At 61.2% G+C, this 22,118-nt stretch carries 20 protein-coding genes and 1 tRNA gene; 9 read left to right on the forward strand and 12 right to left on the reverse strand.

Translation table 11 applies throughout. From position 1 onward, the window contains the following. Positions 1 to 163: 163 nt before the first annotated feature. The 9 genes from B0G57_RS10070 (at position 164) to B0G57_RS10110 (ending at position 6,568) form a co-directional block, all read left to right on the forward strand. The gene (locus B0G57_RS10070; RefSeq protein ID WP_018442490.1) at positions 164 to 910 is read left to right on the forward strand and encodes an SDR family NAD(P)-dependent oxidoreductase; all 747 of its coding nucleotides are present in this window, start codon (positions 164 to 166) and stop codon (positions 908 to 910) included. A gap of 68 nt (positions 911 to 978) precedes the next feature. Further along, positions 979 to 1,449, forward strand: coding sequence for a tol-pal system-associated acyl-CoA thioesterase (gene ybgC / locus B0G57_RS10075; RefSeq protein ID WP_018442491.1), 471 nt, complete (start codon positions 979 to 981; stop codon positions 1,447 to 1,449). A 157-nt stretch (positions 1,450 to 1,606) separates the two neighbouring features. Next, positions 1,607 to 2,284: a protein TolQ gene (gene tolQ / locus B0G57_RS10080; RefSeq protein ID WP_018442492.1), complete on the forward strand. Its 678-nt coding sequence runs from the start codon at positions 1,607 to 1,609 to the stop codon at positions 2,282 to 2,284. A gap of 10 nt (positions 2,285 to 2,294) precedes the next feature. Further along, positions 2,295 to 2,744 carry a protein TolR gene (gene tolR / locus B0G57_RS10085; protein WP_026230009.1) on the forward strand — a complete coding sequence of 150 codons (450 nt, stop codon included), beginning with the start codon at positions 2,295 to 2,297 and terminating at the stop codon, positions 2,742 to 2,744. Continuing rightward, positions 2,741 to 3,742: a cell envelope integrity protein TolA gene (gene tolA, locus B0G57_RS10090; protein WP_018442494.1), complete on the forward strand. Its 1,002-nt coding sequence runs from the start codon at positions 2,741 to 2,743 to the stop codon at positions 3,740 to 3,742. Before tolR ends, tolA begins: the two co-directional genes overlap by 4 nt. 136 nt (positions 3,743 to 3,878) lie before the next feature. Continuing rightward, positions 3,879 to 5,171 (forward strand): Tol-Pal system beta propeller repeat protein TolB, encoded by a 1,293-nt coding sequence (tolB, locus tag B0G57_RS10095; RefSeq protein WP_020566410.1) that lies wholly within the window; start codon positions 3,879 to 3,881, stop codon positions 5,169 to 5,171. Between the two features lie 31 nt (positions 5,172 to 5,202). Then, on the forward strand, positions 5,203 to 5,700 hold the full coding sequence (locus tag B0G57_RS10100) for an OmpA family protein (protein WP_026230010.1): 498 nt from the start codon (positions 5,203 to 5,205) through the stop codon (positions 5,698 to 5,700). Positions 5,701 to 5,718: 18 nt separating this feature from the next. Beyond that, on the forward strand, positions 5,719 to 6,468 hold the full coding sequence (gene ybgF / locus B0G57_RS10105) for a tol-pal system protein YbgF (RefSeq protein WP_018442497.1): 750 nt from the start codon (positions 5,719 to 5,721) through the stop codon (positions 6,466 to 6,468). 24 nt (positions 6,469 to 6,492) lie between these two features. Next, a tRNA-Lys gene (locus B0G57_RS10110) sits at positions 6,493 to 6,568 on the forward strand. A gap of 104 nt (positions 6,569 to 6,672) precedes the next feature. Here the strand turns inward: B0G57_RS10110 and B0G57_RS10115 are convergent. The 12 genes from B0G57_RS10115 to B0G57_RS10175 all read right to left on the reverse strand — a co-directional run bounded on the left by B0G57_RS10115 (position 6,673) and on the right by B0G57_RS10175 (position 22,103). After that, entirely contained in the window at positions 6,673 to 7,044 is a 372-nt protein-coding gene (locus B0G57_RS10115; RefSeq protein WP_018442498.1) for a DUF1493 family protein, read from the reverse strand. Then, positions 7,041 to 7,475 (reverse strand): STM2901 family protein, encoded by a 435-nt coding sequence (locus B0G57_RS10120; protein ID WP_018442499.1) that lies wholly within the window; start codon positions 7,473 to 7,475, stop codon positions 7,041 to 7,043. The genes B0G57_RS10115 and B0G57_RS10120 overlap by 4 nt, the downstream gene beginning before the upstream one ends. Before the next feature lie 229 nt (positions 7,476 to 7,704). Beyond that, complete coding sequence (locus B0G57_RS10125) at positions 7,705 to 10,263, reverse strand: PAS domain-containing sensor histidine kinase (RefSeq protein WP_018442500.1); 2,559 nt, start codon at positions 10,261 to 10,263, stop codon at positions 7,705 to 7,707. 58 nt (positions 10,264 to 10,321) lie between these two features. Further along, on the reverse strand, positions 10,322 to 11,917 hold the full coding sequence (locus B0G57_RS10130) for a sensor domain-containing diguanylate cyclase (RefSeq protein ID WP_020566412.1): 1,596 nt from the start codon (positions 11,915 to 11,917) through the stop codon (positions 10,322 to 10,324). Between the two features lie 250 nt (positions 11,918 to 12,167). After that, a complete protein-coding gene (locus B0G57_RS10135; protein ID WP_018442503.1) occupies positions 12,168 to 12,782 on the reverse strand; it encodes a pyridoxamine 5'-phosphate oxidase family protein in 615 nt (204 codons plus the stop codon). A gap of 144 nt (positions 12,783 to 12,926) precedes the next feature. After that, a complete protein-coding gene (locus tag B0G57_RS10140; protein WP_018442504.1) occupies positions 12,927 to 13,142 on the reverse strand; it encodes a hypothetical protein in 216 nt (71 codons plus the stop codon). A 274-nt stretch (positions 13,143 to 13,416) separates the two neighbouring features. After that, the gene (locus B0G57_RS10145) at positions 13,417 to 13,755 is read right to left on the reverse strand and encodes a DUF7716 domain-containing protein (RefSeq protein WP_018442505.1); all 339 of its coding nucleotides are present in this window, start codon (positions 13,753 to 13,755) and stop codon (positions 13,417 to 13,419) included. A gap of 166 nt (positions 13,756 to 13,921) precedes the next feature. After that, positions 13,922 to 14,281 (reverse strand): hypothetical protein, encoded by a 360-nt coding sequence (locus B0G57_RS10150; protein WP_102607176.1) that lies wholly within the window; start codon positions 14,279 to 14,281, stop codon positions 13,922 to 13,924. Between the two features lie 253 nt (positions 14,282 to 14,534). Beyond that, positions 14,535 to 15,146 (reverse strand): hypothetical protein, encoded by a 612-nt coding sequence (locus B0G57_RS30875; RefSeq protein ID WP_146013376.1) that lies wholly within the window; start codon positions 15,144 to 15,146, stop codon positions 14,535 to 14,537. Continuing rightward, complete coding sequence (locus tag B0G57_RS10165; protein ID WP_018442509.1) at positions 15,143 to 19,435, reverse strand: RHS repeat-associated core domain-containing protein; 4,293 nt, start codon at positions 19,433 to 19,435, stop codon at positions 15,143 to 15,145. Before B0G57_RS10165 ends, B0G57_RS30875 begins: the two co-directional genes overlap by 4 nt. Before the next feature lie 53 nt (positions 19,436 to 19,488). Continuing rightward, entirely contained in the window at positions 19,489 to 19,926 is a 438-nt protein-coding gene (locus B0G57_RS10170; protein ID WP_018442510.1) for a DcrB-related protein, read from the reverse strand. A gap of 29 nt (positions 19,927 to 19,955) precedes the next feature. Beyond that, positions 19,956 to 22,103 carry a type VI secretion system Vgr family protein gene (locus tag B0G57_RS10175; RefSeq protein WP_018442511.1) on the reverse strand — a complete coding sequence of 716 codons (2,148 nt, stop codon included), beginning with the start codon at positions 22,101 to 22,103 and terminating at the stop codon, positions 19,956 to 19,958. Positions 22,104 to 22,118: the final 15 nt, after the last annotated feature.

A 22,118-nucleotide genomic window follows, 5' to 3' on the forward strand; every position in this document is an offset into this window, starting at 1 on the left:
GCGGCGCGGGATTCGCACAGCCGGCCGACGGCGTTTCGAGCCGCTCGCCTCGCGAAAACCCAGGCACGGTTATCATCGGCAGCTTTCCAACCGCGAGTCGGCGTGTCATTGCGCAATGCAACGCCGCGCCTGCATGCCGGGCATTCCACCCACAGGAGCAGCAATGATCGTATTCGTTACGGGGGCATCAGCCGGGTTCGGCGCGGCGATCGCCCGCACGTTCGTCAACGGCGGCCACCGCGTGATCGCCACGGCCCGTCGTCTCGAGCGCCTCGAAGCGCTCGCGGGCGAACTCGGTCCGAACCTTTTGCCGTTCGAGCTCGACGTGCGCGATCGCGCCGCGGTCGAAGCGATACCGGGCCGCCTGCCGCCCGAGTTCGCCGGCATCGACGTGCTCGTCAACAACGCGGGTCTCGCACTGGGGCTCGAGCCGGCGCAACGCGCGAATCTCGACGACTGGTACCAGATGATCGAGACGAACTGCGCGGGCCTCGTCACCGTCACGCGCACGCTGCTGCCGGGCATGGTCGAGCGAAAGCGAGGCCACATCTTCAACCTGGGCTCGGTGGCCGGCACCTACCCGTACGCGGGCGGCAACGTCTACGGCGCGACCAAGGCGTTCGTGCGCCAGTTCAGCCTCAACTTGCGAGCCGACCTCGCCGGCACGGCGCTGCGCGTCACCGACGTCGAGCCCGGCTTGTGCGGCGGCACCGAGTTCTCGAACGTGCGCTTCAAGGGTGATGACGAAAAGGCTGCCGGCGTCTACCGAGACATGCAGCCGCTGACGCCCGAGGACATCGCCGACTCGATCTACTGGATCGCCACGCGTCCGGCGCACGTCAACGTCAATACGATCGAGCTGATGCCGGTCGCCCAGTCCTTTGCGGCACTCTCGATCCATCGGGGCTGAAGCCGGGTCGTGCATTTTCCGCAAGTCGTTTTTTCGGAATGCCGCCCAGGTTCCGGTAAAATGCACGCATGAACATGCCTACCAGCCGCCCGAAGGCAGAACTCGGCTTCAGCTGGCCGGTTCGCGTTTACTACGAAGATACCGATGCGGGCGGCATCGTCTTCTACGCGAATTACTTGAAATACTTCGAACGCGCCCGCACCGAATGGCTGCGGGCTTGTGGCATCGATATACGCCGTCTCGACGAAGAGGCGGGCCTCATCTTCGTGGTTCGGCGCACGGCTGTCGAATACATGGCGCCGGCGCGGCACGACGACCTGCTGACGATCGTAAGCCGGATCGAGCGAATCGGCCGCGCGAGCGTGGATTTCATGCAGGAAGCGTGGCGCGGCGTCGACCTGCTGGCAACGGGGTCGATCCGCGTGGCCTGCGTCGCGCGCGCGGCGTTCAAGCCGGCCGCTTTTCCCCCCGCCGTGCTGGACGCGCTGCGCCGCGGCCCGGCCGCTACCGATACGGACTTGTCAACGGCAAATGCATAAATTCCGTTGAGCCTACGTCGATGAATGAACTTGTATTGCCCACGTCAGGACAAAAGACGGTTCGGCGCCCGCGCGCCGATCCTTTCAACTCCCCGACTACGACTCTCATAGCCCTTGCAGCGAAACGCGTCCGCGAGGACGCACCAGCAAAACATTTATGAACAACGCACAAGATTTATCGATCGTTTCACTCGTTCTGAATGCCAGCGTGCTTGCACAGGCGGTCATGGGGCTCCTGCTGCTGCTGTCGCTGATGTCGTGGACTTTCATCTTCCGCAAGTGGTTCGCGATCCGGCGCGCACGAGGACAGACGGAGCGGTTCGAGCGCGACTTCTGGTCGGGCGGGGATTTGCACGCGCTCTATCAAAGCGCGGCGAACAATCGGCACACGATCGGCGCGCTCGAGCGGATCTTCGAATCGGGCATGCGCGAGTTTCTGAAAGCCAAGGAAAAGCGGATCGCCGATGCGGGCGCGATTCTCGATGGCGCGCGCCGGGCGATGCGCGCGGCGTTTCAGCGCGAGATGGACGTGCTCGAGGCCAACCTTGCGTTTCTCGCTTCGGTGGGCTCGGTGAGCCCCTACATCGGTCTTTTCGGCACCGTCTGGGGGATCATGAATGCGTTTCGGGGTCTCGCCAATGTCCAGCAGGCGACGCTCGCGAACGTGGCGCCCGGGATCGCTGAAGCGCTGACGGCAACGGCGATCGGCCTTTTTGCCGCGATTCCGGCTGTCGTGGCCTATAACCGTTACGCGCACGACATCGATCGCCTCGCGATCCGCTTCGAAACGTTCATCGAAGAGTTCTCGAACATCTTGCAGCGCCAGGCGCATTAAGGGGTACGCGATGGCCGGCTCCATCAATCGATCCAGCATGCGCGGCGGGCGTTCACGCCGCGCGATGGCCGACATCAACGTCGTGCCGTATATCGACGTCATGCTGGTGCTGCTCGTGATCTTCATGGTCACGGCACCGCTCGTCGCACCGTCGATCGTGAACCTGCCGACCGTCGGCGGCGCAGCGCCGCAACAGCAGACGCCGCCCGTCATCGTCAATATCCGCGCGGACGGCAGGATGAGCGTACGCTACAAGGATGATGACGGCGCGACTCAGCAGGAGGAAATGACCCGCCTGGACCTCGACAGCTTCGTGACCGACCGGGAGGCCTCGCATCCCGATCAGCCGGTGGTGATAGCGGCCGATAAAACCGTGCAGTACGAGACGGTGATGAATGTGATGTCCGATTTGAAGGCGCGCGGCGTCAAACGTGTGGGGCTGCTCGTCAAATCGCAATGAACCGCAGGAAGTCCAACTATCCGTTGCAGCCGCCCCGCGAACGCGGGACGTGGCGCGCGTTCGCGCTCGCGCTGCTGATGCACGTGCTGCTCGGGCTCTTTCTCTACCACGGCATTCACTGGCAAAACAGCACGCCGGCCGGGGCCGAGGCGGAGCTCTGGACCGAAACGCCGCAGCAGCCCGCACCGCGCCCCGCTCCTCCGCCGCCCGCGCGCGTCGCACCGGTGCCGCCCGTCGATCAGGAGCAGGCCGACATCGCATTGCAAGAGAAGAAGCGTAAGGAGCAGGAGGCGGCGCGCGCCGCTCAGCTCGCCGAGCAGCAGCGCCAGCAGCAGCTCGCCGCACAGGAAGCGGAGGCCAAGCGCCAACGTCAGCTGGCGCAGCAGCAAGCCGAGCTCGCCGCTCAGAAAGCCGCCGCCGACAAGCTCAAGCAGCAGCAACAGGCCGAAAAACTGAAACAGCAGCAGCTCGCCGAGCAGCAGAAGAAGCTCGAAGAGCAAAAGCTCGAGCAGCAGAAGCAGGAGCAACTCAAGCAACAGCAGCTCGCCGAGCAGAAGAAGGCGGAGGCCGAGAAGGCCGCCAAGGCGAAAGCCGAGCAGTTGGCGAAGCAAAAGCAGCTCGATCAGGAACGGCGGACCCGGCTTGCGCAGCTGCAGGGGCTGGCCGGCGAGAGCGAGACCGGCAACGGCCTCGCGAAGAGCGGCAACGGCACGGGCTCGGGCGGGACGGCCACGTCGCCGGGGTATGCGGACAAAGTCCGCCGCCGCGTGCGGCCGAACATCGTCTGGGCCGGCGATACGCAAGGCCTCGAGACGGTGATTGCGGTGCGTTGCTCGCCGACGGGTACGCTGCTGTCCGCGAGCGTTCAGCGCGGCAGCGGCAATCCGCAATGGGACGAGGCAGCGCTGCGCGCCGTCCAAAAGTCCGACCCGATGCCGCTCGACGATAACGGGCGGACGCCGGCTAGCTTCACGATCACGATGCGGCCGGCCGGCTGAGTGGGCGTGCGGACTCGGGGACATGGATAGCCGGACGGCGACGCATCGAAGCGCCTTCCTCCAACGGAGGAACGAAACGTGCGTTTGCTAGTCTCTTTTCAGTTGTGACAATTCTTGGTCTTTTGGGAAATCCGGCATGAGTTTGATGACGAAGCGAGGCTTGAGGACATTGTTGGCATCTTGCCTGATCGCGGCGGGCAGCGCCGCCCATGCGCAGCTGAACGTTCTCGTGACAGGCGTGGGCTCCACGCAATTTCCGATTGCAACCGCGAACTTCGCCCACGAAGCGAGCTCGCCGCAGCAGATCAGCCAGATCGTCCGTGACGATCTCAAGCGCAGCGGCAAGTTCACGAATGTCGACGCCGGCAGCACGCCCGTCGCCGAAACCGATTCCGTCGATCTCGGCGCCTGGAAGGCGAAGGGTGCCGACGCGTTCGTCGACGGCAGCGTGACGCCGCTCGCCAACGGGCAATATCAGATCCGGTTCCGGCTCTACGACACCGTCAAGCAGCAAAACCTCGGCGGCCTCGAGCTCACGACGCCGGCCAGCGGGCTGCGCATGACGGCGCACAAGGTGGCCGACTACATCTACGAGAAGCTGCTCGGCACGCGCGGCGTGTTCGCGACGCGCCTTTCGTACGTGATGAAAAGCGGTAACCGCTATCTGCTGCAAGTCTCCGATTCCGACGGCCAGGACGTGCACGTGGCATTGTCGAGCCCCGAGCCGATCATCTCGCCGGCCTGGTCCCCGGACGGCACGAAGGTCGCCTACGTCTCGTTCGAGAAGCGCAAGCCGATCGTGTACGTTCATGACCTGCCGACGGGTCACCGCGTGATCATCTCGGATCAGAAAGGCAACAACAGCGCCCCCGCGTGGTCGCCCGACGGGCGTACGCTGGCCGTCGCACTGTCGCGTACGGGCAACACTCAGATCTGGGCCGTCAACGCCGACGGCAGCGGCTTGCGGCGCCTCACACAAGGCCCGACGATCGATACCGAGCCCTGCTATTCGCCCGATGGCCAATGGATTTACTTCACGAGCGATCGCGGCGGTCAGCCGCAAATCTATAAAATGCCGGCGCAAGGGGAAAGTGCCGGCTCAGCGCAGCGCGTGACTTTCACGGGGAGCTACAACACGAGTCCGCGTATCAGCCCGGACGGCAAGCAGCTCGCCTACATCTCGCGAGTGGGCGGAGAGTTCAAGCTGTACGTCATGGATTTGGCGAGCGGCGTGGCAACGGCGCTCACCGACACGGGACACGACGAATCGCCGAGCTTCGCGGCGAATGGTCAGTACATCCTTTACGCCACTCAGGTGAACGGCCGTGGCGTGTTGGCCGCTGTTTCGACCGACGGTCGGACGCGGCAAATCCTGTCCGTTCCGGGCGGCAGCGTGCGTGAGCCGTCCTGGGGTCCATTCATGCAGTGATTTATGCAATGACACACAAGGAGAGTAAGAAATGACGTCCAAACTTCGTATGGTGTTCGCGGCTCTGCTCGTGGGCGTTTTGGCGGCTTGCCACCAAGGCGTGAAGCTCAACGAGAACGCAAGCAAGGGCAACGTCGGCACGCAGCCGAACCCGAACGCTGTCGCGCCGGTCACCGTCGATGAGTTGAACAACCCGAACAGCCCGCTCGCCAAGCGCAGCGTGTACTTCGACTTCGACAAGTACGACGTGAAGGAACAAGACATGGCGACGCTGCAAGCGCATGCGAACTACCTGCGCTCGCATCCGGACCGTCACATCCTGATTCAGGGCAATACGGACCCGCGCGGCACGAGCGAGTACAACCTCGCGCTGGGCCAGAAGCGTGCGCAAGCGGTGCTCAATGTGCTGAAGACCGACGGCGTCAATGCCAGCCAAATGGAAGCCGTCAGCCTCGGCAAGGAAAAGGCCAGCGGTACGGATGAAGCTGGTTGGGCACAAGACCGCCGCGCCGACCTCGTCTATCAGTAAACAGTAACAGGCGACAATATGAACCCCCGTTTTTCCTGGCTGCGCGGTGCCGCAGCTGCATGCGTGGCCGCTTCGGCACTCGTTGCCGGGCCGGCGCACGCGGGCCTGTTCGACGACGATCAGGCGCGCCAGGCGATCCTCGACTTGCGAGCGAAGACGGACAACCTCGCGAGTCAGCTTTCGGCTGCCAAGCAGACCATCCTCGATCAATCCAACCGGCTCGACCAGCTCAATCAGCAGGTCGCGACGCTGCGCGGTCAGAACGAGGATCTGACGAACCAGGTGACCACCCTGCAAAAGCAGCAGAAGGACTACTATGCCGATCTCGACGGCCGGCTCAAGAAACTCGAGCCGCAGCAGGCGACGATCGACGGCGTGCAGGGCACGGTGCAGCCAGGCGAAACGGAAGCGTTCAATCAGGCGTCGCAGCAGTTTCGCAGCGGCGACTTCAAAGGCGCCGCCGCCTCGTTTCGCGAGTTCATCAACAAGTACCCGCAAAGCCCGTATCAGCCGACGGCGCAGTACTGGCTCGGCAACGCACTGTACGCGCTGCGAGACTACAAGGGTTCGACGGCGATCTGGCAGAGCGTCGTGAAGAACTACCCGCAGCATCCGCGCGCACCCGAGGCATTGCTCGCGATCGCCAACAATCAGCTCGAGCAGGGCCAGAAGGCGGCGGCCCGCAAGACGCTGCAGGAGATCGTTTCGCAGTACTCAGGATCGGACGTGGCACAGTCGGCGCAAAGCAAGCTTGCGCAGATCAAGTGATGCGTCTATAATCTTGCGTCTTTCGGGTCGTTAGCTCAGCTGGTAGAGCAGCGGACTTTTAATCCGTTGGTCACTGGTTCGAATCCAGTACGGCCTACCAAAATTGAAAAGGGCTACAGCGCTTTGCGTCTGTAGCCCTTTTTGTTTTTCGACCGTCAACGAAGTGCCAACCACGTTGACGCAACGGCGAGCCGGTGTTCAACCTCAATGGCTGCTATTCGCGGTCGCTTCGATCTCGTCGGTATCCCATTTCCCACGGCGCATAGCGTCGGCCAACATCCCCAAAGTCAACGGCACGAGCGCCGGCCGGCGAAATCGTTTGGAAAACAGCCCCAGGAACGATGACAGTAGCTGCTGACCTTCCGGGCTGAAGTAGCGCCGGTACGGGAATCCTTGCGCCTGCACGTTGAATGTCGCGGCCCACCTATCGATGAATTCGACCGCGTCGAGTCCGGTGAGGCCGAGGTCATCTTCAAGGCGCGACGCGGGCTGTAAATTCAATCGGCCACCGAACAGTGGACGGCCAAGCTCTTCCCGCGCGAACGCCTCCAGACGGTCCCATGTCGCATCTTTCATAGTGGCACCCGGTCGTCTGCTTTCGCGAGGCGGTTATAGGTCAAGACTGTATTGCGCATAATCATGAAAGCGTCTCGTGCCAAGAACAGCTCTCCGACGACCGGAATAGTTCGGCCAACGAACGCTCCTAGGTTTCGCGTAAAGCCTATCCGAACTCCGCTAAGTCCGACCTTGGTAATCATTGGCAAGCGCACCCGCAGCTTCAAGGGCAAGAGCTTCCGGGCAGTTAGCGAAGCGATCGATGTGCCTTGGGTCGCACCTGCGACTTTGCCCGGCACAGGCACGTCGGCCTGACCAAGCAACACAGCGGACGCGGCAGCCAAGTCATCAATGCCGAGTTGTTTTCGAGTCTCATCGAGCGCGACATAGACAAACAAATCAGCGGGTGTCAGGTTCTGGTGGATGCCGTATGTGTACCGGTTATCGCTCATTTTTATCTCCGATCAGCTCGCGCCGGTTGCTGCTCTCTCAGCATGTTTGGAAAAGCGCGAAGCCGGTACTCTACACGACCTGGATATACGGGCTAGCCGTACGCCGAAGCTATTCGGACGAATGGACCGGTGGAAGTATCGGAATCCGGCCGCTTGCAGTTGTGTTGTCGTTCTTCACCAGCACAAGCTACGGTGCGTGATAGAAATGATTGTAGTGCCGTGACACCGTTTACTCCGCCTGCGCATGCCCCATCGGCACGCGCACCGTGATGCAGGTGCCATGCCCCGGCGAGCTCGTCAGGCTGATCTCACCACCCAGCATCATCGCGCGCTCCTTCATCCCGGCAAGCCCAAACGACCGTCTGCGAATGGCAACCGGATCGAATCCCTTGCCGTCGTCGCGTATGTCGAGCACGCAGTAATCATCCGCCTGCTCGAGCGTCACGAAGACGTGTCGCGCATGCGCATGACGCGCGATGTTCGTCAGCGCCTCCTGGACGATGCGAAACACCGCGATCGAGCCCTCCTCGGCAAGCGACACCTGCTCGTCGGGCACGCACAGATGGCAGACGGCATCGCTCGTGCGCGAGAACTCCGCCGTCACCCATTCCAGCGCGGCGACGATCCCGGCATCGAGGACGGCCGGCCGCAGCGATGCCACGACGTCTCTCACCACCTGCATCGTCGTATCGGCCAAGGGCAGCAGGTTCTGGATTGCCTCGGCGACGGCCGGATTCTCGCGCCCGAACCGCATGCGTAACGCGGATGCGCCCATGCGAAGCGCCGTCAATTGTTGTCCGAGCTCGTCATGCAGCTCGCGCGCAATGCGCTTGCGCTCTTCTTCGCGGGCTGTCTCGCGTCTGCTCGCGAGCTCCCTCAACAGATCATACGACTCGTGCAGCCGCTGCTCCGCTTCCATCCGCTCCGTGATGTCACGCCAGATCGTCAGCACGCTGTGCACGTCGCCCTGCGCATCGTATTCGGGCACGGCGTGCACGAACCAGCACGTTGGCTCACCTTGCCGCTCCCAGGCGAATTCGTCCTTGGCGGCGACGCCATGTTCAATGACGCCTTTCAACAGGCGCGCAAGGCTCTCGGTGACGGATTCCGGCAAATCGGAGACCTCGCTGACCTGCTTGCCGAGCACCTCATGCAGTTGCTGAGCCGTCACGTGCAGAAACTCGGGATTGACATAGATGCGCCGCAAGTCGCGATCGTAGCGAATGATGGGGTCCGGCGCGTTCTCCGCCAGCGTGCGATACGCGCGCTCGCTGTCCGAGAGCGCCAGCTCCGCCATCCTGAGCCGAGTGATATCGCGCGCAATACCGAGCACGCTGACGACCTTGCCCTCCTCATCCTTCTCAGGCACGTGTCGGACCTCGAACACGTGCCAGTCATCGCCGGTGCGCCACCGCGCCTCGTACTCGTTTGGCACCCCCTCCGCGAAAGCGCGACGAACGCAGGCTTCGAGCTGCGCGTTCTGTCCCGGCTCGCCCGCGAGATCGAGTTCGTCCAGCCTCTTACCGATAAAGTCTTCCTGTGCTATGCCGAACGCACTCGATACCGCGGGGTTCACATAAATGTGCCTGCACTCGCTATCGAACCGCACGATGAAATCAGGGAAGTTTTCGGTCAGCGTACGGAAGAGCTGCTCGCTACGCTTGAGCTCATCGATGTCGCGGCTGATCGCAAGCAGGCTTACCACGTCGCCCTTGGGCGCGAACTCGGGAACGATTCGCGTATGCACCCAGCGCATTCGACCATCCACATCGCGGATCCCCACTTCCCGCGCCACCTCGGTACCTGTCTCCATCGCCCGCCGCAAAAAGGCGGTATACGCCGCGACGTCGACGATCGACGAGCACTGTTCGGACGTGGTGCCGAGCACATCACTCGCGGGCCTTCCCATGACCGCCAATATCGCGGGATTCATGTAGACGCGACGGTATGCGCGGTCGTAACGCGTGATGTAGTCGGGCGAGTGCTCGACGACGGCCCGAAACGCCTGCTCGCTCGCATGCAGTTGGTCTTGCTCCTTCTTTCTCTCGGTGATGTCGCGCCCGATCGCGAACGCGCCGACGATTTCTCCGTCATTGCGACGCTCGGCAATGAGGCGGATATGGTGATGCCGCACACCCTCACCGATGTCAGGCAACTCCAGCTCGGTATCCCGCTCCCGCCCATCGCGCATCACTGCATCGAGCATCGCCTCGAATTCGAAGAATCGCACGTCCATCGCATGCTCGGCGGGCGTCTTGCCGAGCATTTGCGAGAGCGGCCGTTGCAGCGTCGCTTCAAGGCCGGAGTTCGCATAGATGAGACGACATTGGCGATCATATCGACAGACGATGTCGGGCGTCGCCTCCGCGAGCCTGCTGAATTGCGCCTCCAGCTCGAGCCGCAGCGCCAGCAGCGCCTGCTTCTCTTTCTCGGCCGTGATGTCGCGCGCAAGTGCTACGGCATACTCATTCCCGCCGGATTCCAAATAGCTCGTGCTGACTTCCACGGGAACGAGGCGCCCGTCCTTGCGACGATGAGCCGTTTCGACGAGCGACGTCCCGCGCTCGCGCAGCGTCACCCAGGCAGTCTCGTACCGCTCCGCATTCCAGGCCGGATCGATATCCGAGACTGTCATCCCCATCAGCTCGTCGATGCTGTATCCCAGCGTTCGGCATGCTGCCTCGTTGACATAAATAAAGCGGGCGTGCCGATCCATGAGATAGACGGCCTCGCGCACACGGTCGAGAGCGAAGCTCTTCAGCCGCAATAGTTCGTATGATTCCGTCACCGGGAGCCCCGTACTGACTTGACGATTGCGCCACTATAGCGTGAGCACGGCGGCGGCCCTACGAATAGATTGGCGACGAGTTGTTCTCACGATTTCCGACATGCACGCGATTGCGTCCGGCGGCCTTGGCGGTGTAGAGCGCCTGGTCCGCCTGCTCGATGAGCGTATCGACGGTTTCAGGCCACCGTCCGGCCGCATCGATCGTCCACGACGCGATACCGACGCTGACGGTCACGCTAAGCGGGCCGCTGGGGCTGCGAATGACGAGCCCTGCCACCGCCTCGCGCATGCGCTCGGCCACGGCCAGCGCGCCGGCGGCATCGGTGTCGGGCAACGTGGCGGCGAACTCCTCGCCGCCGTAACGCGCGACGCGATCGGAAGGGCGACGAGCGCAGCGCTCGATCGTCAGCGCCACGGAGCGGAGAACTTCATCGCCAAAGCGATGACCGTAATGGTCGTTCAATGCCTTGAAGCGGTCGATATCGATGAGCAGCAGCGAGATGGGACTCGCCGAGCGGACGGCCCGGCGCCATTCCCTTTGCGCGATGCGATCGAACTTTCTCCGGTTGGCGAGCCCCGTCAGCGCATCGGTATGGGCGAGCTGATAGAGCCGGGATTGATCGTCGGCACGTTGTTTCAGCTCGCGGCTGAGCAGCAGACTGACGGTGACGACGATCGCGCAGAATGCGATCATCAACGCTCCGACGAACGCCACGCGCGCTTGCCATTGCTCATAGACGTCCTGTTCGGCCGGCGCGACGTCCACGATGATCGAGAGACCGGCGAGACGCTTGAACACATAGATCTTGCGCGTTCCATCGATCGACGCGGTGCCGACGAACGTGCCTTCGTCAGACGCCATCACCTTTTTGAACGAGTCGACGCGGCTCAGATCTCGGCCGATCACTTTGGCGTCGAATGGAAGCCTGGCGACGAGCGTGCCGTTTGTTTCGATCACGGCGGCGGTACCGTGCTCGCCGACATGCAAGCCCTCGAGCAATTCGCGGAAATAGTCGATCGCCAGCGCGCCAGTCACGACGCCGGCGAACGATCCGTCCGGACGCAAGATGGGTCGGCTCAGACTGATGACGGGGCGCCCGTTGCCGCATCGCGGAAGGTAGGGTTTGCTGATAAGGAGCGCGCTGCCGACAGCCTTACGCTGCATGATGAAGCTTTCGTCACGCGAGAAGTCCATTCCTGGCAGACACCGGCCATTCGAATCGATCAACAGCTTGCCGCGCTCGTCCAGCACCTGGATGCCATCGAGGTCTCGCGCGGCGGCGGCCCGATCGAACAGAATCCCGTTCCGAAGTTCCGGCGGCAATGCCATGACCTTCGGGTCACCGACTCCCTCGGCGACCGCATCGAGCGACAGGCCGTAGAGCTCGATGTTGCGAGTAATATCGTGCTCGACGAGCAGAAGGAGATTTCGTGCGTTCTCCACGGCACGCGCGTAAGCGTCCTCGCGCTCCTGATAGAGCCCCCACGAACCGACGCCGCATACACCGAGGGAGAGACACACGCCTGCGGCAAAAACGCCCGCCGGCGACAGAACGCGGCGGCCGAAAGCATCCAGCCATCGCCGCAGCGCCGACGCTGTCGATCTTCGCACGGCGAAGCCCTCGGGGGACTCCGCCTGATGACGCCGCAACATCCCTTTTATTACCCCCATCGTCGACAGCTCGCTTCGGTTCGCCTTGGCTGCGACGTCACGTCACGCTTCGACAACGGCCTGCTGTTTTGCTCCGCCGACGATCGGCGCGCATTTGCGCGATAGAAGGCATGAATTACAACAGGTAAACGGCTGCGGTGGGCCAGCCTGAATGTTGATTCGCCGTAAGGATTTCCTGAATGTGGTGTACGCGGGAGATGACACTCCGGCGCGCCCGGCCTCGCGCCCGCGGTCAGTAGAGCGAGGCTTGCGTCCGTTCAGGTAGGTCACAATCGTATGTCGCGGCATCGAAGGTGCCGCCGCTCAACCGGCGGTGCATTGCACCGGGACTCGGCAAGGACGAGCGCTCGACATGCTTCCCTGGATCCCAGAGACTCGAGCGCACGATCGCTTTCGAGCAGTGAAAGTACACCTTCTCGACGCTGACGACGATGACCGTACGCGGCTGCTTGCCGCGAATTTCGAAGCGGGCGAGCAATTGCGGATCGACCGATATCCGCGCGCGCCCATTGACGCGCAGCGTTTCGCCGACGCCCGGGATCAGGAAGAGCAGAGAGACGCGAGGATCGGCGACGATGTTCTTGAGATTATCAATTCGATTGTTGCCGGGCCGATCGGGGATAGCCAACGTTCGCTCGTCGAGGATCGACACGAATCCAGCCGGATCGCCCTTCGGCGAACAGTCCGTTCCGCCTTCGCCCACCGAAGCCAGCACGACGAACGGCGACGCTCGAACGAATGCCTGGTAGTCCTCGTTCAGATGGTCGATTTCTTTCCACAACGAGCGCTCATGCGCCTGGCCGTAGATCGATTCGAGTTGCTCGAGCGTGGTGATGGAATGGGTCACGGCGATGCCCTCGGGGATGGTGAGGAATGGCGCTATCGGTACTGACGGGCAAGTATACAAGCGCGGGCGAAGAACTCGTCGGTCAGCTCTGGAATGTCGCTTGTGTCGATCTGCTCATCCTTGAGCTTTTTCAGCCACTCCCAATCAGTCCTTGATGCGCGATCCAATCGGGTTTTGGTGCTCCGATCCAAGAGGTGAATGCTCGCCCGTGAGCGGCTCTTTGGGTGCCAACGTTTCGTTGATGAGCGCCTGCGACTCGGGTTGATAACGCCGTGATTCCTCGGGGGCAAGGCCTGACTCGGCGAACGGATCCGCCCCTCGTTTGGTCACATTGCGAATACGCCTGTCAATTTTGCTCATGTCTGGTCGTTCCTTTGCTCAACGAACGCACGATAGCGGGTCACTAACTGCCTACAATGTAGCCCAGCTCCGCGCTCGGCCAGTCTCGCACAGCAGAAATCGGGCTCAGGTCCGACTCGTCGATTAGCCGCTCCTCGCGCACGTTCTCCGTCGACTACATCAAGCGGCACATCGTCATCAGGCAAGCTTTCGACTAACAACCACAGCACGAAGGGCCGCTCAGCGGCCCTTGGCGTATCCGGAGAACCCCGTCAGTCAATCTGAGCTAGAGCGCTCAGTGATGTGGATCATAAAAATCGTCTTTCTCTCGGTAACAATCTAAAGCATGAATGATGTCCGCCTCTGAAGCCGCGGATTTTCGCTTTCTCTCAAAGTTGACGACGTCTCGAAACGTCTCAACATCGAGCAACTGCCGCATACCTCGATCATTTGCAATCTTCGGCAAATGCGTACCAGCGACAACGTCTTCGAGCTCATCATCCCCCTCCAGATAGAGAATCTCCGTCTCCCGAGGCTTGGTCGCCCAAGAGCTCTGATCAACAAACAGAGCAGCATCCCAGTTGAGCTTATCCAGTTCGCCAAGCAGCTCTTGAATCGTTCGATAAAGTTTCATGTTAGATCCCGTGCGCTATCCTGCACCCTCTTCCACCAAAGTATTTCTTCCGCCAATACCTTTTACGGGGTAGTCAAGATGGCAGGACCCATGATCAGCTCATCAGGCAAGCTGTCGACTGACCGTCACAACGCAGGTGAAGAGCCGCGCCTGCGGCCCTTGCTGTTCAAGGTTGCAGATCAAATATCCTACGAAGGCACGCGACAGCATCGTCCTTTTTCTTTGGATCAAGTTTGATCCTTACCGACTTCGAACCATCCCAGTGAAATTTATTTTCATCATGCAACGAAATCGTCACGATCAACTCATTAACCGTGAATGATGCGTTCCTCGTACGGAAGCCATATATCTGATCATCTGGCTCGACATAGATCGAATCAGGATTCTCGTAAGCGTCTCGACAGAGGCCGATGTTATGCGGCACCTGATCTACATCGAAGTTCAATATGAAGCCAACGGAAAAAAATCCGTCGTCACTATCTTCGTTATCGATAGCGATCTCTACAGGGTTAAGAATTTCTTCCATGTTCATCTCGAACTGCAGATCGTCCCCAAACTTTCCGCCGCGTTCTAAATTCCTTCAAAGGCCACGCCACGCGTCCGTCGCCGTCGGTCAAGTGCTCCGGCAGACCAGTGCCCTTGCAGGCCGGTCTTGTCGGTCATACTCTGATTACCAGGAAGGAAGCCTCTCCGACTTTACATCTCCCATCAACGCATAGTTTTTCTTGACGCGTTTTCAGCCGCACATCAACGTTTATACGGGGGATGCTCACCATCGACTAGAGCCCCGCAAATGGATCGTACTTGTACTTATCGTCGATCGGCTGAAATTTGAGACCTTTCAGCACGCGTACTTCTGATTCTCGTTTAAGACTCTCTGTACAAAAAAGTGCGCCCGTTTCGATGCATACAAAGAGTGCTGGATAGGCAATGTCCGCAGGAACGAATCGATCGATGCGGTCATACATATGTGCCCCCGGATAGAGCCGATTCTTCAATGCTTCACCAGTGCGGGGATCCGCCGCATCGCTGTATTCCGACTGATCTCTGTCGAGGGCGCTGATATGACTGCGGAGCAAAAGAATGAAGTAGTTCTTTGTGGGCTTGCGGCCTCCGGGCAACGAGAGACCTATCGGTACAGCTCGATGCTCCACTTTCAGTGCCTCGCACAAGCTCACGAACTGCTCCGAAACAAGGCGCAGAGGTCCATAGTAATCACAATCAAAGTCCTTTATCTTTGATCGAAACCGGTAGTCCTTGACAATCGTCGCATCCGCCGCATGTGGATCCAGGGGCTCCCATTCGAACTCTGAGTGATTAAACTCGCCGCTAAGGTACGGAGGACAACCGGGCTTCGTTCCATCGTACTGCAAGCAAAATAAGGTAGTCATAGCAATCGTCCAGTTACTGGGTCCACGGGGAATAGGCCGTTATCGAGCCCTTGCGACGCCCAATTCTGAACCTTGCGTACACCGAGAATGAGATCCGTATCGGATACTTGTCCCTGTTGCCAGAGCTGATTCAGTTGCTGCAACTTCGGCTCGATCGCTCCCGTGTACTGGTTGTGGTTACTCCAGTGTCCTGGTAGTCCAGTTTTTTGAGCCATGTCGCTATTACCTGGTAAGAATTTTCCGTTTGATGCGCCATCCCCTTCAAAGCCCATGCTTCGCAATTTCTTGAACATTGGCGCGAAGTCGGGGCGCTTCATCAGCTCCTCGGGGATGAGGTGATGATTTGCCATTTCATCACCAGACCTCGCCCCCATATTCTTGCCGAGAGCGGTGGAACACCAACCCCAAGGGTCAATCCATGTTAGGGGGCTCGGCGCGTACTGATAGAGATTCGTGCCGCCGAGCAGCCCGATCGGATCCTGATTAATAAACCGTCCCACGTCCGGATCATAGAACCGAAACGTGTTGTAGTGTAGCCCCGTCTCGCGATCCAGATACTGCCCCTGAAACCGCAGATTCTGCGGAATCGGCGTCATCTGCCGCCCGGTCCTCACGACCGGTTCAGGGTGTACCCACTCCTCCTGGATCGTATTGCCCCATACCTTGTATCGCCCCCGCCACGCCACGCGTCCGTCGCCGTCGGTCAACTCCTCCGGCAGTCCCGACACGTCGTTATGGAAGTAGTAGACGTTCGGCGGCGCGATTTGCCCATCATTGGCCGCTTGCGCCGGCTTACTGTCGATGCGCGCCAGCGGCACGTAGCTATTCGGTTCGTACAGATACGTCGCCTCCTCGTCGCCGCAGCGCTCCTGCAGCAGCCGCATCCCGTCCCACACGAATTCCGTCGTCACGTGGCCGTTCGACTTGCGGATCCGCCGCCCCAGCGCATCGTATTCGAACGCGATCATCCACTGCCAGTTGCCCTTTTGCGTCATCACCTGAGTCAAGCGGTGGAAGGCATCGTAGACGAAGCGCTGTTGCTGAACATGCCCGCTCAACTTCTTCATCAGCCGTCCATAGATGTCGTATTCGAAGCGCTTGTCCTCATACATCTTGAGCCGGTTGTATTCGACATAACCGCCCCGGCGTTCCTCCGACACCAGGTTCGCCGCTGCGTCCCAGCGATACACTTCCGGCGCAATGCCCACGCCGCTCGCCTGCTCGATACGCCCCGTCGCGTCATAGCGATAGTCCGTCCGCCCATGAACCGAATGCAGCTTGCGCACCACCTCGCCCGCCGGGTCGTATTGCCACTCCTTTCGCAGTGCGAAGCTTTGCGCATCCGGCGCCGCCGGTCGGCCCGCAAACGCTTCCTGCAGCGTGCGCCGCCCCAGCACGTCATAGCCGAACCGACTCGTCACCCTGCCCTGCGTGCGCAGCACCTCTCGATGCAGATCGTCGCGCTCGATATCGGTGATCACCATGCCGTCGAGGTTGACCTGGTGCAGGTGCCCGGAGCCGTAGTAGAGCCAGTTGATCGTGCGTCCGTCGGGCAGTTGAGTCGCGATCCGGTTGCCGAGCTCGTCGTACCGGTGTTCGATGCGCCCCGTCGCCGTGCGCTCGCTCAGCACTTCGCCTCGCGGTCCGTAATTGAGCTCGACGCGATTTTGAAGCGAAGCGCGCTCGCCATATCGGGCGAACTGCTCGGCCTTCGATAATTGCCCGGCCTTGCTATATCCGTATGTGCACAGCAGCTCACCCGCTTCTTTCGCGATCACCCGACCCAGCGCATCCCGTGCGTAGGCAGTGATCAGCGCGTGCTCCGTGCCCGCGACATCCGTCGTTCGGGTTCCTGATCCCCGAGCATCGTATTCATAGGTTTTCCGTATGCCGTCGAGCCCGATTTCCTCCACAAGCCGATCGGTCCCGCTGTACTTGAAGCGATACGTCTCGCGGTTCTCATTCGTCAGCGTCGCAAGGCGGTAAGCCGCGTCGTAGCCGAACCGCACCGCGCGCCCGGCCGCATCGGTCCTGCTTATGACCAATCCGCGCGGATTCAGCTCGTAACGGGTGCGGTTGCCCTTCGCATCGACGATCTCGGTCAGCCGGCCGGCAGTGTCGTAATGAAATTCCTGCCGGCTGCCGTCCGCATTGACAATTTCCGTCACACGTCCCAAGGGGTCCGCGCGATAGGCGGTATGCTGCCCCATCGCGTCCGTCACGCGGGCTAACGAGCCGCGTTCATCGTAGGTAAATCGCGTTTGCTTGCCCGAGCAGTCGGTGTAGGCAGTCAACTGCCCGCGGCTATTCCATTCGAGCAGCTTGTATCCCCCGCGCGCATCGCGGATCGTATGCAGCAGGCCGCGCTCGTCGTAGTGGTACTCGGTCTTGAAGCCGGCCTCGTCGACGGCTACCTTCAGATTGCCCTTGTCATCGTAGCGGTACACGCGCCGATGGTTCGCCGCATTCGTCTCGGCGATCGGAACATCGAAGTGCCCATTCCATTCCGTTCTTTCGGTTTGGCCGAGTGCGTTGGTGCGAGCGATCTCGCGGCCCAGCTCGTCGTATTCGAACGACGTGGTAGCGCCAGTCGGATCGATTGCGCGCATGAGTTGCCGCAGTTCGTTCCATTCGAGCCGCCAGACGTTGCCTTCGGCATCGGTATAGGACGTGGGCTGGCAATTGGCATTCCACTCCCACCGGGTCACGCGCCCCAATTGATCCCGCACGATCGTCGTCCGCTGCTCGGTGTCGGTCTCGAACGTGTACGATTCGCCGTCGTCGGTCCAATGGCGCACCACACGCGCGGTCGCGCCTTCGCCCTGCCATGCATAGAAACTTTGAAGGCCACCCGGCAGGACCTGACTCGTCATTAGCCGATTCTCATAGGTGAACCGGCGTCGGACGGTTCCCGTGCGGTCGGTGACCGTTGCCAGTTGCCCCTGCGCGGAATATTCGTATCGAACCAAGACTTCTTCAGGTTCGCCCTCGACGCCGCGCGCGAGGCGCACCGCTGTGATGCATTGCGCGAATCCGGGATCGTAGTCGAAGCGCAACACGCGACCGCAGCTGTCGGTCATCTTCGACGGGCGATGCGCGCCGCCGGTTGCTTCGTACTGCAAAGCAATCCAGTTGCCGTTGCGGTCCTCGAGGCGTTGAAGCTTGAGCCGCTCCACCGGCGTCTGACCTGTCGCAGGTCCGAAGTCCCGGTAAAGCCCATCGACCGTTTCGACGATATAGTGCCCGCCCGCCGTACAGATCAGATACGTACCCTCGGGAACACTGAAGTGGCTCTCACCGGCGGGAACGGGCGGGAAGACGATATCGCGCCCTTGTTCGTCGTAATAGGTCAGGCTCTCGACCTCGCCGGCCGCGTTACGCTCAACGACGAGCTCGACGCTGAACGGCACGCTCCAGCCTTGCCCGAACCAACTGTCGGCTCGCACGTCATGGCTGCTGTAAAAGCGTCGCCAGGTAATCGGCAGCGGCCCGGGCAGCACGAAGTCCGTGTCGTGCTCACCGTCGAGAATCTTCCCCCCGGTAATGGCGTTGACCGGATGGCCCACGAGCGTGCGGATGCCATGGCCGATCATCCCGCCGACAAAGCTGGCGCCGAAGCTCATCGCCAAGCAAGGCAGATTCCCCATGAGCCCCTTCAGGTTCATCCTGCCTCGTCCGCACAACGCCAACGCGACGCCGATTGCGAAGCCCAGCACCCCGACCCACCAAGGCCGCTCGTCGTGGATCTCGCGCACCGTGACCGTTCCACCGCCGATGAATACGTTGTCCGAACCTTTCGCGATCGAACCGCCGCATGTGGTCTTGTCCTTCACACGCGCGGCGGGCTGCCCATTGATGAATACACTGTCCGAGCCCTGCGCGATCATCTGCGGGCCGCCGTGATCGCTGCATTTCACCGTATCGAGATCGCCAGGCGAAGCAGCACGCGCCGCCTTCTCCCCGTTGACGAAGACATCGGACGACCCGCTGCTGATATTGCCTTTGATGACGGGCGGCACGAGCGCATCGACGGCACTCGACACGCCCTTGTCGATGAGTTCGTTGAGCCCCGTTCCCTCCATCGCCGCCGATACGGCAACCATGATGGCAAGCTCGGCAGGCGCGGCCAATCCGCCCGTGCCGACCGCCAACGCCACGCCAGCCGCGGCCACCGCCGTCAACGCCGCGCCCACGGCAATGCCGGCCACGAGTGAGCCGCCCATCTTGAGCAGGTCACCCATTAGCGACGTATGTTCGATCGGATCGTCTATTCGCGCGGCTGCGGTCATGGCCGAGAAGTCGTCAGGCGTAAGTCGAACAGGGGACTCGAGCGGGCGCGGCGTCAGCCAATGGCCCGCGAGCGCGGCGCAAAGCTGTCGAGCATCTGTTGCGCGAAGGCAATTTGCTCTGCATCCAGCGGCTTGGCGCATGTCAGCGTCATGACGACCATGCGGTCCCCGCCGACGCGAAAGACCGTCTGCAATTGATGCAACGTCGCACCGCTTTGCTCGAGCACGAGATCGATCTGCGTACCGGGCAGTTTCTCGACACCCACCGTCACCGCGCGTCGTGCCACTTCCTTGAAGCTGGGCACCTGGCGCGCCGCCGCTTTCAATTGGCGATCAATGAATGCTTCTTCGCTTTCCTCGACCTGCAACGGCTCGCGCGAAACGACCAAGCTCAATCCGCCTGGTCCCAGGTTGACGAGAATGGCGTTGACCGTCCGATCGATGGCGGTGTCAGGAAGCGTGAACGTCCCTTCGTTTATCGCGTAGTCCATGTCTTGTCTCAGGGGGCGCTGGGCCGTTCTTACTTGTTCAAATCGATTCGCTTGCCGTTGATCATGACGCCTGAGTCGTCGATCAAAATGACCGAGCCATTGTGCTCGAGCCGGATACCCTCCGGCGCCAAGGTGATCATGCTGGCGCCGACCGCGTGCATGATGCCGCGCTCGGCTTGGTAGACCTGTGTCCCGCCACCGCCGTCTTTCGCGGCCGTGTTGACTTCGACCGTCGTCGCCGTCGTCGTCCTCGCGAGCGCAATCGATTCGTTGAGACTGCCCTTCCCGATCTGCTTGACCTCGTCGCCAGTGTTGACGAGCACCGTGCGATTGCCTTGATCAACGGTGTGCGTTTCGTTGTCGAGGATGACTGTGGTCATGTCCTTCTGCGCGTGCAGGAAGACCTCTTCCGAACCATTGACATCGGAGAACCGCAGTTCGTTGAAACCCGAGCCCCGATGCGTCTTGCTGCGGATTCCCATCGTCTGGCCGCTGGTCTCTTTGTACGGGTTCTCTGCCGCCCCGTTGAAAACGCGCCCGACGATCACAGGGTTATCGGGATCGCCGTCGTTATACGCGACGATGACCTCCTGCCCGATGCGCGGAATCGCCGAGCCGCCCCACCCTTCACCGGCCCACGGTTGCGATACGCGCACCCACATTGAATCCGACCCGTCGTACTGCCCGCGGCGATCCCAGAAGAAGTGCAGCTTCACACGGCTGCCGTCGGTGTAGATCTCTTCACCCTTCGGTCCGACGACAATCGCCGCCTGTGTCCCCTGCATATACGGCTTCGGCGTTACGCGCTGCGGGCGGTACGGCACCTCGAACGGCTGGCACGTGAATTCGTTGCGGTATGGCATCTCCGCCGCGTGCCGCGTGTAGTCGTTCACGGCCTGATGACGCACGTGCAACGCTACGTACTCCTTATTGTCGTAAGCGGTGTTCGGGTGATTGACGAGCGTGAAGCGACCCATCGTCGTCATCGCGCAGACGAAGCCCGTGCCGTTGAAGCGGCGCGCCTGTGCCTCCTCGGCTTCCATCGCGTAGCGCGCGTAGCGCTGTCCGTCGTCGTGGTGGTCGTAAAGCGAGTGATACTGGTAGCGCTCGGTCGTTTCGATCTTCGGGTTCTTCAGGCGGCTCGTCGGCGCCTGCACGTACATCAGCGACGAAGACGGCTGGTTGTAGTTGAAATCACGAAAGCTGATCTTGCCGACGCGAAACTCGAACGCCTCGTCCCATCGGTCGATGCCCTCGCGCTCGCTCGCCGCGCTGTCCGCGTAGTACGGCACCGCCTTCAGCGTCTCGACCTTCGGCAACGCTGAGTTCGTATCGCCGATCACGAGCACATGCTTGTCCTTCTCGTAGCGGAACGTCCAGAGCATGCCTTCCTGCTCCATCAGTCGCGCGCAAAAGTTGTAGTAGGACTCCTGGTACATCACGATGTACTCGAGCGGCGCCTGCGCCGTGCGAAGGTCGAACTCGTAATCGTGAAAGCCGAGCTCCTGGAAGATCTCGATCAGAATCTGCTTCGCCGTCTTGTTCTGGAAGATGCGGCAATCGGTCGAGCGCGTGAGGAACCAGAACCACGGCACCACCGTCATCTCGTAGCGCGTGACGGTCCCTGAGTTGCCCACGCGCGCGAACGAGGCCACGTAGCCGTCGAAATGGCGGTCGTTCTCGCTCGAGCGCGATACGATCGTCGTGAGGCTCGCGTTCATGCGCGAGGGCTTGAGCGTCAGCTTCACGCGCTGGCCGACGAGCTTCTCCGGCTCGATATCGCTCTGATGCGAGAGCAAATCGAGGTGCACCTCGGGCAGCCGATTGACATATTCGTCGATGACTGCCGCGCTGATCAGCAATACGTCTTCACCTAATGGCGATTCAAAAGTAATGAACCGATTCGTTTGCGTCAGGCGAGGCCGCGCACCCGAAAGGCTATTGATCGAATCGGCAATCGAAGCAGGCGTTTTACCTAATAAAGACAGACCCGTCTGCGCAAGTTGTAAAGTGCGAGACGCACCGCCGATCGCCGCGGCGCCAGGCGCGCCGGTCAGCGTGGCGACCTGGCTCGCCATGCCCGCAAACGAGCCGATTGCATTGAGCGGCGCGGCCGGCGAGCCGGATCCCAGGCCCGTCAGGCCGCCGTTGCCGCCTTCGTTCGACACGAAACTCATGATGAACCCCGTTCG

It is taken from the genome of Trinickia symbiotica, assembly GCF_002934455.1.
Taxonomy (GTDB): Bacteria; Pseudomonadota; Gammaproteobacteria; order Burkholderiales; family Burkholderiaceae; genus Trinickia; species Trinickia symbiotica.

Excerpts from the sequence above, each read along its gene's own strand:
- B0G57_RS10070 (WP_018442490.1), top strand. The coding sequence starts at position 164 with ATGATCGTATTCGTTACGGGGGCATCAGCCGGGTTCGGCGCGGCGATC.
- ybgC (WP_018442491.1), top strand. The coding sequence starts at position 979 with ATGAACATGCCTACCAGCCGCCCGAAGGCAGAACTCGGCTTCAGCTGG.
- tolQ (WP_018442492.1), top strand. The coding sequence starts at position 1,607 with ATGAACAACGCACAAGATTTATCGATCGTTTCACTCGTTCTGAATGCC.
- tolR (WP_026230009.1), top strand. The coding sequence starts at position 2,295 with ATGGCCGGCTCCATCAATCGATCCAGCATGCGCGGCGGGCGTTCACGC.
- tolA (WP_018442494.1), top strand. The coding sequence starts at position 2,741 with ATGAACCGCAGGAAGTCCAACTATCCGTTGCAGCCGCCCCGCGAACGC.
- tolB (WP_020566410.1), top strand. The coding sequence starts at position 3,879 with ATGAGTTTGATGACGAAGCGAGGCTTGAGGACATTGTTGGCATCTTGC.
- B0G57_RS10100 (WP_026230010.1), top strand. The coding sequence starts at position 5,203 with ATGACGTCCAAACTTCGTATGGTGTTCGCGGCTCTGCTCGTGGGCGTT.
- ybgF (WP_018442497.1), top strand. The coding sequence starts at position 5,719 with ATGAACCCCCGTTTTTCCTGGCTGCGCGGTGCCGCAGCTGCATGCGTG.
- B0G57_RS10115 (WP_018442498.1), bottom strand. The coding sequence starts at position 7,044 with ATGAAAGATGCGACATGGGACCGTCTGGAGGCGTTCGCGCGGGAAGAG.
- B0G57_RS10120 (WP_018442499.1), bottom strand. The coding sequence starts at position 7,475 with ATGAGCGATAACCGGTACACATACGGCATCCACCAGAACCTGACACCC.
- B0G57_RS10130 (WP_020566412.1), bottom strand. The coding sequence starts at position 11,917 with ATGTTGCGGCGTCATCAGGCGGAGTCCCCCGAGGGCTTCGCCGTGCGA.
- B0G57_RS10140 (WP_018442504.1), bottom strand. The coding sequence starts at position 13,142 with ATGAGCAAAATTGACAGGCGTATTCGCAATGTGACCAAACGAGGGGCG.
- B0G57_RS10145 (WP_018442505.1), bottom strand. The coding sequence starts at position 13,755 with ATGAAACTTTATCGAACGATTCAAGAGCTGCTTGGCGAACTGGATAAG.
- B0G57_RS10150 (WP_102607176.1), bottom strand. The coding sequence starts at position 14,281 with ATGGAAGAAATTCTTAACCCTGTAGAGATCGCTATCGATAACGAAGAT.
- B0G57_RS30875 (WP_146013376.1), bottom strand. The coding sequence starts at position 15,146 with ATGACTACCTTATTTTGCTTGCAGTACGATGGAACGAAGCCCGGTTGT.
- B0G57_RS10165 (WP_018442509.1), bottom strand. The coding sequence starts at position 19,435 with ATGACCGCAGCCGCGCGAATAGACGATCCGATCGAACATACGTCGCTA.
- B0G57_RS10170 (WP_018442510.1), bottom strand. The coding sequence starts at position 19,926 with ATGGACTACGCGATAAACGAAGGGACGTTCACGCTTCCTGACACCGCC.
- B0G57_RS10175 (WP_018442511.1), bottom strand. The coding sequence starts at position 22,103 with ATGAGTTTCGTGTCGAACGAAGGCGGCAACGGCGGCCTGACGGGCCTG.